Source organism: Acidobacteriota bacterium, from assembly GCA_028875725.1.
GTDB lineage: Bacteria > Acidobacteriota > Thermoanaerobaculia > Multivoradales > Multivoraceae > Multivorans.
On the sequence record JAPPCR010000015.1, the window covers coordinates 696,549 to 711,274 of the forward strand.

7 protein-coding genes and 1 pseudogene are annotated in these 14,726 nt (G+C 67.1%); 2 read left to right on the forward strand and 6 right to left on the reverse strand.

Annotation, left to right across the window (positions count from 1 at the left end; genetic code table 11):
* Window positions 1–19 precede the first annotated feature (19 nt).
* From OXI49_14360 to OXI49_14380, 5 genes and pseudogenes are all read right to left on the reverse strand, one after another.
* Window positions 20–1,072 (reverse strand): WD40 repeat domain-containing protein, encoded by a 1,053-nt coding sequence (locus OXI49_14360; protein ID MDE2691696.1) that lies wholly within the window; start codon window positions 1,070–1,072, stop codon window positions 20–22.
* On the reverse strand, window positions 1,041–3,137 hold the full coding sequence (locus tag OXI49_14365; protein ID MDE2691697.1) for an ABC transporter ATP-binding protein: 2,097 nt from the start codon (window positions 3,135–3,137) through the stop codon (window positions 1,041–1,043). The genes OXI49_14360 and OXI49_14365 overlap by 32 nt, the downstream gene beginning before the upstream one ends.
* Window positions 3,137–5,602 (reverse strand): ABC transporter ATP-binding protein, encoded by a 2,466-nt coding sequence (locus OXI49_14370; GenBank protein ID MDE2691698.1) that lies wholly within the window; start codon window positions 5,600–5,602, stop codon window positions 3,137–3,139. The genes OXI49_14365 and OXI49_14370 overlap by 1 nt, the downstream gene beginning before the upstream one ends.
* A gap of 400 nt (window positions 5,603–6,002) precedes the next feature.
* A pseudogene (locus OXI49_14375) lies at window positions 6,003–6,812 on the reverse strand (alpha/beta hydrolase-fold protein).
* Between the two features lie 167 nt (window positions 6,813–6,979).
* Window positions 6,980–9,901 (reverse strand): TonB-dependent receptor, encoded by a 2,922-nt coding sequence (locus tag OXI49_14380; GenBank protein MDE2691699.1) that lies wholly within the window; start codon window positions 9,899–9,901, stop codon window positions 6,980–6,982.
* A 187-nt stretch (window positions 9,902–10,088) separates the two neighbouring features.
* On the opposite strand from OXI49_14380, the gene OXI49_14385 reads away from it, so the two are divergent.
* Both OXI49_14385 and OXI49_14390 read left to right on the forward strand, forming a co-directional pair.
* Window positions 10,089–12,158: an ADP-ribosylglycohydrolase family protein gene (locus OXI49_14385; GenBank protein ID MDE2691700.1), complete on the forward strand. Its 2,070-nt coding sequence runs from the start codon at window positions 10,089–10,091 to the stop codon at window positions 12,156–12,158.
* A 69-nt stretch (window positions 12,159–12,227) separates the two neighbouring features.
* Window positions 12,228–13,808 (forward strand): cytochrome c, encoded by a 1,581-nt coding sequence (locus OXI49_14390; GenBank protein ID MDE2691701.1) that lies wholly within the window; start codon window positions 12,228–12,230, stop codon window positions 13,806–13,808.
* On the opposite strand, the gene OXI49_14395 is transcribed toward OXI49_14390, so the two are convergent.
* Window positions 13,805–14,659 carry an ABC transporter six-transmembrane domain-containing protein gene (locus tag OXI49_14395; protein MDE2691702.1) on the reverse strand — a complete coding sequence of 285 codons (855 nt, stop codon included), beginning with the start codon at window positions 14,657–14,659 and terminating at the stop codon, window positions 13,805–13,807. The two genes, OXI49_14390 and OXI49_14395, sit on opposite strands and share 4 nt — an antisense overlap.
* Window positions 14,660–14,726 lie beyond the last annotated feature (67 nt).

Consider the following 14,726-nt stretch of genomic DNA (forward strand, 5'->3'; position numbering starts at 1 on the left):
GCTGCGATCGTGGAACTACTCAGAGTCGTCCGCACGCTGACCGAGCGTCTCGACGAACTAAGTCGGCGTTAGCGACGTAGACCACGCCGCCCGCGTCGCCGGCGACAACGGTCTGGCCGTCGAGCGAGACGGCGCAAGGGCGTACACGGTCGTTGCACTCGACGGCGGCGAGCTGCTGCCCTGACTCGAGGTTCCAGAGGCGCAAAGTCCGGTCCGTGGAGGCGGAGACGGCGCGCCGGCCGCTCGGCATCAAAGTCACGGAGAAGATCGGTCCTGTGTGGCCTTCAAGCACTTGGTGACCCCGGCCTGCTTGGAGATCCCAGACGCGCAGTGTTGCATCGGCGGAGGCGGAGACTGCTGTTTCGCCGTCCGGTGCCACTGCCACGCCATAAACCTCTGCCCTGTGTCCTTCGAGCGTGTGCAACGCGCGGCCCGAGTCGAGATTCCAAAGCCGCAGCGTCCGGTCTCCGGACACGGAGATGGCTCGCGCGCCCTCCGGGACGACGGCGACGGCGTGGACCGCGTCGGTGTGTCCTTCGAGGGTGCGCAACTCCAGTCCGGCCTCCAAGTCCCACACCCGGACTGTCTTGTCCCAGGAGACGGAAACGGCACGAGTGCCGTCGGCGGTCAGGGCGAAGGACTTGACGTCGTCCGTGTGCCCCTCCAAGACGTGCACCTCCCGGCCCGTCCGGGAATCCCACACCCGGAGCGTGGTGTCCGCGGACGACGAGACGGCTCGCCGGCCATCGCCCGTCACCGCCACGGAGTAGACCTCAGTGTCGTGTCCCCGGAGCACCCGAAGCGTCCGACCGGAAGCCAGGTCCCAGACCCGCAACGTAGCGTCGAAGGAACCGGATACGGCCCGCCTGCCGTCCGCCGTTACGGCAACACACCAGACGCCGGCGCCGTGGCCTTCGAGCGTGTACAAGGCCCGCCCCGATTCGAGGTCCCAAACACGCAACGTCGCATCGGCCGACGCGGAGACGACGCGCCGGCCATCCGGCGTCACCGCGAGGGCCTCGACCCTCCCGGTGTGCCCCTCAAGCCTGTGAACCAGCCTGCAGCGACACATACTCGCGGTAGCTCCCACCCGGGATCGCCATCAGTTCCTCGTGCGACCCGAACTCCCGGACCTCGCCGTCCTCCAGGAAGTAGATCCGGTCCGCGTTGGCGATCGTCGACAGGCGGTGGGCGATGATGATGACGAGCCTGTCCTTCGCCGCTTCGTGCAGGGCGTCGACCAGGTAGGCCTCGGTTTCGGGGTCGAGCGCCGAGGTCGGCTCGTCGAGGATCAGGATGCGGGCTTCCCGGAGGAGCCCGCGGGCGATGGCGATGCGTTGCTTCTGTCCGACTGACAGCTTGCTGGTCACGGTGCCGAGGTTGGTCCGGTAGCCGTCCGGCAGGGCGGCGATGAAGTCGTGGGCGCCGGCGACGCGCGCGGCACGCTCGACCTGCGCCTCGGTCGCGGCCGGGTTGCCGTAGCGGATGTTCTCGAGAATCGAATCGGAGAAGAGCTGCGTTTCCTGGAAGACGTACGACACCTGCTTCCTGAGGCTTTCGACCGCCACGTCCTTCAGATCGACGCCGTCGACCTCCACCGTCCCCTCGGTCGCCTGAACGAAGGCCGGCACCATGTAGGCGAGGCTCGTCTTGCCGGCGCCGGTCGGCCCAACGAAGGCCACGATCTCGCCGATCCTTGCCTCAAGGTCCACGTTGCGGAGCGCGCGGCGGCCGTCCGGGTAGGTCAGGCCGACGCCCTTCATCTCGACGCCGCGCTTGATCCTGTCCAGTTCGACGCCGTCCCGCGTCTTCTCTTCCGGCAGGTCCATCAGGAAGAACACCCGGCGCATGCCGGCGATGTAGCCCTGCCACTCCGTGTACACAAATCCCCAGGCGCCGAACGTCGCGCTGAGGACGAAGTAGTAGTACGTGAGGACGAAGTAGTCGCCGGCGGTGAACGTGCCGTCGATGACGCGGCCCGCCATCACGATGAAGAACAGGACCTGGCCCAGCATCAGCGCCAGGCTGAAGGCCTGCCGGACCGTGAGCACCAGGAACCACTCCGTGCGGAAGCGCTTGAACGACTCCGCGCTCGCCCGCCGGAATCGCCGCGCTTCCCGCTCGTTACCGCCGAGGCTCTGAACGGCGAGAACGTTGCTCATCCCTTCTTCGATGTTGCTCGTCGTGCTCGAGCCGGAGGCGCGGCTGGCCTGGCCTCGGCGCCGCGCCATGCGGGCAAAGGGGAGTTCGACCAGGAACACGATCGGAAGGGCGAGCATGCCCAGCACGATGACCTCGGGTGCGGCGCCGAAGTACGTGAACATGATGTAGAGCGTGATCACCACGCCGAGCAGGCCGGAGTAAAGCCCCAGCGCGATGCCGTGCAGCAGCATGTTGGCGCTGGTGGAGTCGTACAGGACGCGGTAGACGCTGTCACCGATTCGCAGGTCGTCCAGGGTCGTCATCGGCAGCGACCGCAGCTTCCCGGCCACCCGGGTGCGGAGGAAGTGGTTCATCGACTGCGAGAGGCGAAGATGCACCCGGAAGTCGATGAACCCGAGGATGCCCGCCATCAGGCCCGAACCGAGGTTCGCCTGGTTCTCCGTCTGCGTGGCGATGTCGTGGCCCTGAGCCAGGGTGCCGAGGCCCTGCGGCGTGAGGGCCGTGGCGCCCCCGGAAGAGCCCGCCGAGGCCCCTGTGGGCGCTCCGCTGGGAGACCTGCCCGCGCCCCGGCTGGTGGTGAACCCGAAGACCGTCACCATGAACACCCCGAGCAGGAACACCCAGAGCATCATCTCAACCGGCCCCATGCCGTCCAGCAACAGCACGGCCGGCGCCAGGAAGGCAGGAAAGCCCGACGCGTCGCCGATGGGCATGCCCAGGATGACGTGGTCGACGACGACCTTTCCCGGCCAGGGCGCGACCATCAGCCGAAAGGCCAGCTCCACCGTGATGAAGCCGAGCTTCGTCGCGATCCGCGCCTTGAACAGCCCGAAGGTCGAGACGACCCGCGCGAAGATGCGCAGAACCTCCCGGAACGAAATGTCCGTGCCCAGGTCGAGAACGCTGGCCGCGCGGTCGAGTTGCTTTTCGTGCTCCCGCAGCGACGGGCGAGAAGCGCGAGCCGCTTCGGCCATCAACCGGCCTCGCCGGCCCGTCTCGACAGTCTCGCCTCGGTCTCCACGAATGACCGGTAGCGCCCGCTTTCCACCGCCATGAGTTCGTTATGGGACCCGTTCTCGACGATCCGGCCGCCGTCGAGATAGAGGATCCTGTCCGCCTGCTGAATCGTCGAGATCCGGTGCGTGATCAGGAAGATGGCGCGGCCCTCGCCCCACGCCGACAGGCGTTCGAGCACCCGGTGTTCGGTATACGCGTCAAGCGCGGCCGTCGGCTCGTCGAGAATCAGGATCGGAGCGTCCTTGACGATCGCCCGGGCAATCGAGAGGCGCTGACGCTGCCCCGTCGACAGCTTGCCGCCCCGGTCGCTCAGGACCGTGTCCAGACCTTCGGGGAGCCCGGCGACGTACTCGTCCACGCAGGCCACGCGTGCTGCCTCCAGCACCCTCTCGTCGTCCGCATCCGGCACGACGTAGCGGATGTTGTCGCGGACCGACATGCCGAACAGGACGTTCTCCTGCAGGGCGACCGAGACGTTGCCGCGCAGGCTGTCCACGTCCAGCCCGCGGAGGTCGACGCCGTCGATCGAAACCGTTCCGGAGTCGGGATCGAACAGTCGAAGCAGCAGACTGACCAGCGTGCTCTTGCCCGATCCCGTCGGGCCGACGATCGCCGTGATGCTGCCGGGTTCGACAACGAGACTGACATCGCGCAGAACGGGACGGTCCGGTTCGTAGGCGAAGTCGACGTTGTCAAAGCGGATCTGGCGCCGGAAGGGTCCCATCGGCGCGGCGTCGGGAGCGTTCTTCACGTCGGGCTCGATGTCGAGAATGTCGAACGACCGGTCGAGCCCCATCGCCATGTCCTGGGCCTGCGACCACAGGGTCACGACGTTCCGCACGGAGACGCTCGACGCGCCGATCTGCTCCTGGGCCCAGTTGTACGCGGCAAGGTTCCAGGTCACGAAACTGAGACCGACGAGGGCGACGAGCGCCATCGCGAACGTCTCTCGTTCGCCATTGGCCCAGACCGCCATCAGGAACTGCGCGCTCAGGAGCGCCGCGGCGGCGATCGAGAAGGTGACGATGCCAACGACGGCCATCAGCGACCGGACGCGGAAGGACGCGTTGAACGCCCTCACGGAATCCCGCTCGAGCCGCTCCTGCTCCCTGTCCGCCGCGCCGTAGGCCTTGATCACCCGAATCGCGGCGAACGTTTCCTGGACGCGCGACGTGAAGTCCGAGTTGGCCTCCCGGGCAGCGAGGGATCGCTCGCGCATCCGCGGCGAGAACCACCGCCCCCACAGGACCGCGAGCAGGACGATGCTGAGCGCCATGCCGCCGAGGATCGGATCGAGCGCGGCCAGGAAGACGACGCCGATCGCGTAGGTGCTCAGCATCTGCATCGACTGCGTCACATTGCCGATGACGGCCGTGACCTGGGCGCTGTCCTGGTAGATGCGGTAGACCGAATCGCCCACCCGGTGGTCGCTGTGGTAGCGGAGAGACAGCCCGAGCCAGCGCTCCACCAGCGCCATCCGCAGGTCCTGGTTCACGCGCTGCATGATGAAGATGTAGTAGTAGGGCAGCAGCATCATCACCGGGAGCTGCGCGAACCACCCGAAGACCATGAAGACCGCGTAGATCCACTTCAGGCTGTGCCGCTGCTCTGCGGTCAGCGGCGCCAGGTCGATGTTCGGTTCGGCGGCATCGGCGTCGGGTTCCACAGACTCCGCACCGGCTCCAGGCGGCGCTTCGCCGGCAAGCTCCGACCGGCCGATGAAGTCGGCCAGGAACGGCGTCAGCGGCTCGGCCTGCAGGATGGACTGGCTGATCAGGTCCACGGAGAAGAGAGCGATCACCATCGTCAGCAGGGTCGAGGCCCACACCAGGACGAAGTAGTAGACGAGGTGGCTGGCGAGCCGGATGCGGAAGCGCAGCTTGCCGCCGTCGAACCGGTACTGCAGGACCCAGATGCAGACGCATCCCGCCGCCACCAGCCCCACGTATAGCGAGTCTGCGAGACCGTCCACGCCGAACAGCGCGAACAGGAACGCTGCCGTGCCGACGAGCACCAGCGCGAGGGACGCCCAGAGGTAGGCCCGGCCCCTGGCGAAGAGGAGCACCCAGACGAGGACCGTCATCAGGACCGTGCCGGCCAGCAGGAGGTCGTGGCGCCAGTCGCTTCCCGGGGGCGCCAGCCACAGGAGCGGGCCGAGCGCCGTCAGGACAGTGACCAGGGGCGGAACGTGACGGAAGCTCCAGGCGCCCTCCGCGGCGGCGTCGCCGTCGGCCGCCTTGTTGCGCGGCAGCTCCCGCCAGCGGCCGACTATCTGGGGCCAGAGGTACGGCCAGGTCCGGACGAAGATCCGGAGGACGGCGACGAAGCCCTGCTCCTCGGGGGCTTTGCCCGGCGGGGACTCCGGAGGGGTGTCCGCCTCGCCCCAGAAGGGGAGCGCCCGCGCCTGCTTCAGATCGTCCACACCGCCGGGAGCTTACGCCGCAGCGCTAGGGATCCGCGGTTCTCCTGCGGCCCTCGACGGCGAAGTCGCTTTCGGGAGGCACATCAAGGCTCAGGGCACCGCGGAAGCTGTCGCCCCGGACCTGCAGCCAGACACTCAGCATGCCCACCGATCCCTTGCCCCAGTTCGACTGGGATCCGGACGCGGCGTACTCGTAGCTCAGGATGCCGTCCTCGAACCGGATCGCCGTGACCTCCATCTCGCCGTCCACCTCGTCGTGGAGCGTCGCGGCAAGCGCGCCGTCCTGTTCGGAGACAGTCAGTACGCTGTGGCGAAACTCGCCGAGGACCTTCGTCAGAACGTCCCACTCGCCGACCACCGCGGCGGGATCCGCGGGCTCTCCGGCGCCCACGACGCCGGGATAGTCGCGCCAGAGCCAACGCAGCGTGTCGGGGAAGATGGCGCCGCCGTGCCTCAGATCGTGGCCACCCGTGCCCATCTCGAAGCGGTAGTCGTAGCGCGCGAACATCAGGGCGGAGTCCATTTGGAGGTTGGCCAGCGCCCAGTTTCCCTCCGCGAGGTTGATGTCGTTCTCGCCGTCCTGGAGGAAGACGCGAATCGGCTTCGGGTTCCCGCGGGTCTTCCGGATCAGGTACGGGTACCGGGAACCGCCCTCGAGCCTCGTGTAACTGCCGACGTGGCTGACGACCTTGCTGAACGCGTCGGGGCGCTGCCAGGCGACGGTGAAGGAGACCAGCCCGCCATCGCTCATGCCGGCGATCGCCCGGCCCGCCGCCTCGTCCGTCAGGTTGTAGTCCTTGCCGACCTCCGGGAGGATCTCCTCCAGCAGGAAGCGGGCGTAGGTGTCGTCGAGCAGCGTGTACTGGGCGTCGCGCTGGTCCCAGGGAATCTCCTTCATGCCGGGGTTGATGAAGACGCCGATCGTGACCGGCATCTCGCCCCTGTGAATCAGGTTGTCGAAGACGGTCGGCGCCCTGACCGGGCCATCGGGTTCGACGTAGAACAGACCGTCCTGGAAGACCATGACGGCCGCGGGTTCCGAGTCCGTGTACTGGGCCGGAACGTAGATCCAGTACTCGTGGGTCGTGCCGGGGTAGATGCGGCTGGCGTCCCAGGTGCGCTTCTCCACCGTGCCCGTCGGGACGCCTTCCTGGGGCTGGGAGTCGGGGCCGAGGGTGTACTCGGTGCCGCCGGCGGTCGCTGGAAGCATCAGGGACAGGAGCAGCAGTACGGACCACGGCGGACGCCGGCCTGACGGCCGGCGCGGATTCAAGGCCGCCTTCGGCGGCAGCCGGCGGGGACGCCGGCGCACCCAGTGTGAAACCACGTGCACCGGCATACCCAGCCCGCTAGCAGCGAGTTTCGCGGCTCAGCCCCCTAGTTGAACGGCCGGAAGCGGAGCTGCAGGCCGAGCTCGCGGGGAGGCGTCACGAAGCCGATCGCGGGGACGCCCCCGTTGCCGGAGATCGGCAGGTACTCGAGGACCGCGACATCGTCCATGATGTTCTTGACGAACAGCGAGATCGACCACCTGTCGCTCGGAGCGCTCCAGGTACCGCCCACGTCCAGCCGGTCGAATGCCGGCAGCTCCCAGATGTCGACGTTGCCGATGCTGGGGAACGCCGACTCGGTGTAGGCGTAGGTCGACTGGAACGAGAGGTGGCCCGCGGAGACGAGCGGCTTGAACCAGGACGCCGTCAGCGCCAGCTTGTTCTGCGGCTGCTTCGGCAACCGGTTCCCGGTCTGATCCGTCGGCAGGTCGTACTCGCTGGTGGCCGGCTCGCCGGTGTCGAAGTTGATGTAGTTCCAGATCGCCGTCTGGGCATCAGGATGGCCGTCGATCACTGAGGAGTGCGAACCGATCTCCGAGTCCTGCCAGGCAAAGAAGCCCCGGAGCCCGAAGGAGCCGATCCGATAGCTGAACTCCAGGTCCACACCCTGAATCGTCGTGTCGGGAATGTTCGCCGTGTACTCGACGAGCGGCGTGGAGGAGTAGATCGAGATCGGAATGTCCACACCCGGCGGCGGCGCCTGCGTCGCGCTGAGCTGGTAGTTGTCGAACTGGTTGTACCAGAGGCCGGCCGAGAGCTGCAGGCGCGAGTCGAGGAAGAAGCCCTTCGCCCCCAGCTCGTAGTTCACCAGCGTCTCTTCCTCGATGTAGGGCGGCACCTGGCCCGGCAGACCGATGTTGAAACCACCGGAGCGGAAGCCCGTGGAGACGCGGCCGTACACCAGATGGCCGGCCTCCGTCGTGCGCTCCAGGGCGAGGTGGCCGATCGGCCGTGACCAGGTCTGTGGGTAGGGGTTGCCCTCGCCTGCCAGCGCGATCGTGACCGGCGCGCCGCCCAGAGCCAGCGTGAAGAACCCGCCCTGGTCCACGGGCTTCTGCTCCTTCTCGTCTTCGGTGTAGCGAATGCCGCCCGAGAGCGCCCAACTGTCGTTGAACCGGTAGTCGACACTGAAGAACGCGGCCTCGGTCCAGTTATTGCCCCTGTTGAAGAAGCTGAGCAGATGGCTGAGATCGTCGCCCTCCGGGCAGTACCAGTAGAGCCCTTCCTCGTCGCCCGCCGGGTCGCTCGTGCCGATGCCGAATCCCTCGACCACCTTGATCAGGACATCCTGGCAGTTGTTGGCCTCCACGAAACCATAGATCGGCGATGCCCTTCGGGCCTGCTCATCGGCCGTCCCGAAGCGATACGGGATTTGCAAGTCATGGCGGTGGATCGTCCCGGACCTCTGGTTCTTGTACCTGAACAAGCCGCCGATGAAGTTGAAGTCACCGGCGTAGCTCGACCTGAACAGGAGTTCCTGCGAGTCTTCCTCGTACTCGAACGGAAGGTCGTAGAACGAGTTCGAGAACTGCACCGTTCCCTCGGGACACAGGCCGTCCCAGCGCCCCACCGTGCAGGACGTCAGCGTGTGATCCAGCGAATCCGGGCTACCGCCAAGGCCGTGACCGCCCGGGGGAGTGTTGATCGGCACCCGATCCGTGTAGTCGGCGTCGCGGAGGGCCTGCTGCACCGTTTCGCCGCTGCTCGCGTTGAAGCTGATGCCGAGGGACCTCGAGACCTGCCAGTCGGCCCGGAGTACGCCAAAGTCGCTCTCGCTCTCGTTGATGCCGGGATAGTTCAACGCCACCCTGTTCTGGATGTCGCCGGGGCAGTTCCACGCAGGGGTATTGAGGCCACAGTTCGGATCGAGGGCCGGATTGGGCGTCTCCCAGAGGTAGTAACGGTTCCGGGAGTAGCCGCCAGTCGTCCGGTCCACGTTCGAGAGCTGCACGAAGGCCCGTGGCGTCCCGCGGTCCTCCACATGGGCCCAGCGCGCCCTGACGTTGAGCCGATCGGTCTCGGCGCGAAGCTGCGGCGCGTAGAAGATCTGATCGGGTGCGTCATGGTCGCCGCCGGCCCCGACGTTCTCCTGTCTGCCGTCGCCCGTGTGGTTGCCGGCCGTCAGGCGGAAGCTGAAGGGACCGTTGCCCAGCGGGCCGCCGAGCGCCCCGTTCAGACGCTGCTGCGAGATGTCGGTGACTTCCCCCATCAGCTCGGCATCCCATTGATCCGTCGGACCCTTTGTAACGACGTTGATCGCGCCGGCGATCGAGTTGCGGCCGTTCAGGGTTCCCTGGGGTCCACGGGCCACCTCGATGCGTTCGAGATCGAAGCCGCCGCCGGGCGTCGTGCCGTAGACGCCCAGCGTGTAGGCGCCGTCGACGTAGGTGGCGACCGCATAGTCGGCCTGCTCGTACTGCGCGTTCCGGGTGCCGATGCCGCGGATGCTCGTTCCCTGGCCCTGCTGCTCGATCTCGTCTCCGAACTGGAGGCCCGGAACCAGGTTCTGCAGATCCGTCCTCTCCTGGATCACGAGCTCCTCGAGAATGCTCGAGTCGAACGCGGTGATCGTCATGGGCACTTCCATGACGTTCTCCTCGACCCTCTCCGCCGTGACGACGACCGTGGCGTGGTACGCAGGGCGGATCTCGAAGGAAACCGTGGCCCCGCTGGCCGTCACCTGCACCGACTGGCTCGACGACTGGAAGCCCTCGAGGCTGGCGGTGACGATATGGCTGCCGGCCGCGACACCCGAGATCGAAAAGGCGCCGTCCGCGTCGGTCATCGCGTCCCCGCCGCCCTCGACGCTGACTGTCACGCCTGGAAGCGGGTCGCCGTCGGCGTCGGAGACGGTCCCCGAAACGGCGCCGTCCTGGGCAAACGCGGGCAAGGCCAGGAGCGACAAGGCGAGGGTCCAAAGGGTGAAGACTCTCAGGGTCTTCGGTACGGCTCGAAGTCTGCTCTCCATGGCGGTTTTCCCTCCGTTGTGGTGCCGGCGACGGAGTGCCGGCGAGCTAGCTCTTGATCCGTTGAACATGATACACCGTTCAAGGTTCACGTCGTAGCCCAGCATCGCAGATCCAACCTGATGAACTGAACTGCTACCGCAATCCATCATGATGAGCTGAAGTAGCGGTTCAGATTTGGCCGAAGACATGCAACTACCCCACGACTACAAGGACCGCGTCTACGCCGGCGTCCTCGGCAAGGTCATCGGCGTCTACCTCGGCCGGCCCTTCGAGGGCTGGCCCTACGAGTGGATCCGCAAACGGCTGGGCGACATCGAGTACTACGTCCACGACCGGCTCGACGTTCCCCTGATCGTCACCGACGACGACATCACGGGCACCTTCACCTTTCTACGCGCGCTCGAAGACCACGGCTCGGGCGACGACCTCAGTCCGCGAGAAGTCGGCGAGACGTGGCTCAACTACCTGATCCGGGAGCGCACGGTGCTGTGGTGGGGCGGCCTCGGCAACTCCACCGAGCACACCGCCTACCTGCGTCTCAAGAGCGGGATCGAGGCGCCCGAGAGCGGCTCGATGGAGCTGAACGGCAAGGTGGTGGCCGAGCAGATCGGCGCCCAGATCTTTATCGACGGCTGGGCGATGGTCGCTCCTGGCGACCCGGACCTGGCGGTCCGCCTGGCCACCGCCGCCGCGCGGGTGAGCCACGACGGCGAGGCGGTCTACGGCGCGCGCGTGCTGGCCGCGATGGAGTCGATGGCGTTCGTCGAACAGGACACGGACACGCTCCTGGACGTCGCCCTCGGCTACATCCCGCCGGACTCGGTGATCGCCCGGATGATCGGCGACCTGCGCCGCTGGCACGCCGCCGACAGCGACTGGCGCGCCAACCGGGCCCGGCTCGCCGAGCGCTACGGCTACGACAAGTACGGCGGCAACTGCCACATGGTCCCCAACCACGGCCTGATCATCCTGGCGCTGCTGCACGGTGAGAGCGACTTCGCCGAGACGCTGAAGATCGTCAACACCTGCGGCTGGGACACCGACTGCAACTCGGGCAACGTCGGCTGCCTCCTGGGCATCAAGGGGGGTCTGGCCGGGATCGAGGCCGGACTAGAGAAGGGCCTCGACTGGCGCGGGCCGGTGGCCGACCGCATCTACTTGCCGACGGCCGATGGCGGCCGGGCGATCAGCGACTGCGGCCATGAAGCGCTGCAGATCGTCAACATGGGGCGCCGACTCGCCGGCAGGGAGGCGCTGGCGCCCAGGGACGGCGCGCAGTTCCACTTCGCCTTCCCCGGCTCGGTTCAGGGTTTCCAGGTCGCCGACGGCGAGGCCGAGGTCAGGAACGTCACCCTGGATTCCGGCGAGCGCGCGCTGCGCATCGACGCCTCGGACGACGCCCGGGTCGGTTCTCCCGTCTTCATCCCCTCGCTGGAGACCGCGAAGTGGTTCGAGGGCCGGGTCTATCCGCTGATGGCCTCGCCGCGGATCTTCCCCGGCCAGACCGTCGAGGCGACGCTCAGCGCCGGCGAGGAAGGCGCCCGGGCGAACGTCTATCTCGGCTACTACGGCGAGGACGACGAAACGGCGACCTTCGACGACGACACCATCGAACTCGGGCCGGGTGAGAGCGCCCGGGTGTCGTTCACGATTCCGGCCCTGCCCGGCCCCGTCTTCTCCGCGGGCGTCCGCGTTCAAGGCCCGGCCGGACCCGTCTTCCTCGAGTCGCTGAAGTGGTCCGGCGCCCCGAAGTTCCGACTCGAGCGTTCGACCCACCGCGGCACGATGTGGCGCCGCGCCTGGGTCAACGGCGTCGACCTGCTGACCAAGGGAATCGAGATGTTCCGGCTGGTCCAGAACACCGGCATGGGACTGCTGATGCAGGGAACCCGCGAGTGGCGGGACTACTCGGTGACCGCGGAGGTGACGCCCCATCTCGTCAAGCGAGCCGGCGTCGCCGCCCGGGTCCAGGGTCTCACCCGCTTCTACGGCCTGCTCCTCGCTCCTGGAAGCCGCGTGCAACTCGTGCGCATGTTGCACGGCGAAGAGGTGCTGGCCGAGGCCGACTTCGAGTGGCGGCTTGGCGAGACCCATGAACTGACGCTGCAGGTCGACGGCGACCGAATCGCCGGCAAGGTGGACGGCGCTACGCTCGTCGAAGCCACCGACGACGCCCTCGACTGCGGCGCCATCGGCCTGGTCGTCGAGGAGGGGCGACTCGGCATCGATCGCGTGGAGGTCGTCCCCGTCGCATAAACTGAGTCGACACTCACGATATAGTTGAGCCCAGCCGCCAGAGCCCCAAACAACCAAGGCGAGCCGCCCATGAACCAAAGAGCACTCCGCATCCCGACCGCGACCCTCTTCCTTGCAGCCGCGCTTGCGCTCGCCATCGTCGCGACATCCCCCGCCGCCGCCGCCGACGCGCCGACCTACACGCGCGACGTCGCGCCGATCTTCTTCAGCAACTGCGTGCAGTGCCACCGGACCGGCGAGGTCGCTCCGATGTCGTTGATGACGTACAGGGAGGCCCGGCCGTGGGCCCGTTCGATCGCCCGCGCGGTCGAGAACCGCGACATGCCCCCGTGGAGCGGCGACTCCGAGAACCACGTCTGGTCGAACGACCTGTCGCTGACCGACGGAGAGATCGAGACGATCGTCAACTGGGCGAAGTCCGGAGCGCTACAGGGCGACCCCGCCGACCTGCCCGAAGCACCGACCTTCCCGACGGGCTGGAAGCTCGGCGAGCCGGACTTCGTCGTCACCCTCGACAGCATCGAGGTGCCGGCCGAGGGCGAAGACATCTTCCCGCAGCAGATCGTCGAGGTCGACCTCGGCGAGCCGCGCTGGGTCCGTGCCATCGAGTTCCTGCCCGAGGACTCCCGCGTCACCCATCACTTCCTGACGACCTATGTGAGCGAGCTGAACGAGGGCGACCCCGCCGCCTCCGGCGTCCTCGGCATCTGGACGGCCGGCATGCCGCCCTACGTCTTCCCGGACGGCGTCGGCCGCCGCTTCGGCTCGAAGATCCGCATCATCGTCGACCAGCACTACCATCCGATCGGCGAAGCGACCCGTGACGCCTCGAGGATCGGTCTCCACTTCGGCGAAGGCGAGCTCGAGAAGGAGGTCATCACGATTCCGGTGACCAACACTGGCCTGCGCATCCCGCCGGGCGCCGGCCACCACCCCGAGAACGCCCACTACCTGTTCGACAAGGACGTCCAGATCCTCGCCTTCAGCCCGCACATGCACGTCCGCGGCAAGGCGATGAGCTACGAGGTCACCTACCCGGACGGCTCGAAGGAGATGTTGCTCGACGTACCGAAGTACGACTACAACTGGCAGTGGCTCTACTACCCGACCAAGCCGATCGACATTCCCGCGGGCAGCCGTCTCGACGTCACCGCCGTCTGGGACAACTCCGAGGACAACCCCGCCAACCCGGACCCGACGCAGGAGATCATCTACCGTGGCGACACGTACAGCGAGATGTTCAACGGGTTCATCGAGGTCACCCGGAAGGAAGGCGTCCTCTTCGAGCAGCAGAACCAGAGGGAGCAGATCCTCGACCTCCTGGCATTGCATCCGGCGAAGGACTCCTACGTGTCCGGGGCCTTCATGGGCTTCCACGTTCCGCATGAAGGCGAAGGCTGGCTCTACATGGGCGGCATCTACTCCATCGTCCTCGACGACTTCGAGTGGCAGGGCGACGCCCTTCGGATCACGACGCAGTTCCCCACCCTCAACGCGAGCGCCACGACGACCGTGATCGAGGGCCGGCTCAACGAGCAGGGTCAACTCCAGGGAACGGTCACGATCGGCGCGGACACCGACCAGCCGCAGCAGATGCCGCTGTTCGCCGAGCCGGTTGGCGGCGGGACGGCGTCATCCGCGGGCCCCTAGCTGTCCTCCGTCGCCCGATTCAGCCGGTCGCGGATCTCGCCGAGCCGTGACCATTCCTGAAGCGCGATCGGCAGCGCGATACTCGACTCCACGAACTCCCAGGAGTAGCTGAGAATCGCGAAGATCGCGCCGGCCGTGATCATCGGGATCGTCGCGGCGATCCACACATTGCCGAGGACGAAGGCGAACATGGCGGCGAAGATCCCGCCGTAGAGGACGGCCTCCGTGTCCGACAGCCGAACTTCGCTCCGGCGCAGTTTCCTGAGGTGCCCCACGAGCGACTCCAGGCGGCGCTGCTCCAGGATCGAGACCTGGAGTTCGGTCTGCGCGTTCAGTTCGCCGTTCAGTCGGTAGAAGCGGCCGTGGAATAGCGCGTAGACCAGAACGATCGCGGCCAGCGCGCCGAGGGCGGCCAGCCCCAGGCGGCGGTCGAAGCTGAAGAGAACGGCGATGCTCACTAGTAGTTGCACCACGCCAGTGAGCACCCCGGGTACGTGCCCCTCCAGGAAGTCCACCATCTCCCGACTCATGTCGAGGCGCGCGTTGAGCCGCGAGACGGGCGCGTCCTGCGACCGGCGAACGAGTTCTCCTCCGAAGCGGACGCGGATCGTTCCGTAGCAACGCGTGTCATAGAAGCGCCGGACAGTGGCGACCACGATCAGCGCCGACAGGATCGCGGCCACCTCCCACAGGGCGCTCGGGCGGCGCTCCAGAAGGGCGTCGATGGCGCGGCCGATGAACAGCGGCACGAGGGCCCAGAGGAGGTTCTCGAGCAGGACGAGGAACCAGGTAACGAGAATGCGTCCCCTGAAGTTGCGGAACAGGAGACCAACGCTGAGAGCACCTTCCATCTGTCTTCCCCCGCGGTAGTTCAGGCCGAACCCGCTAACGTCGCGAGGCTACCGGGCCTTTCCCGGG

What these genes read in the sequence shown, in the direction of transcription:
- OXI49_14385 (MDE2691700.1), top strand. Translation starts at nt 10,089, where the DNA reads ATGCAACTACCCCACGACTACAAGGACCGCGTCTACGCCGGCGTCCTC.
- OXI49_14395 (MDE2691702.1), bottom strand. Translation starts at nt 14,659, where the DNA reads ATGGAAGGTGCTCTCAGCGTTGGTCTCCTGTTCCGCAACTTCAGGGGA.
- OXI49_14390 (MDE2691701.1), top strand. Translation starts at nt 12,228, where the DNA reads ATGAACCAAAGAGCACTCCGCATCCCGACCGCGACCCTCTTCCTTGCA.
- OXI49_14380 (MDE2691699.1), bottom strand. Translation starts at nt 9,901, where the DNA reads ATGGAGAGCAGACTTCGAGCCGTACCGAAGACCCTGAGAGTCTTCACC.
- OXI49_14365 (MDE2691697.1), bottom strand. Translation starts at nt 3,137, where the DNA reads ATGGCCGAAGCGGCTCGCGCTTCTCGCCCGTCGCTGCGGGAGCACGAA.
- OXI49_14360 (MDE2691696.1), bottom strand. Translation starts at nt 1,072, where the DNA reads ATGTGTCGCTGCAGGCTGGTTCACAGGCTTGAGGGGCACACCGGGAGG.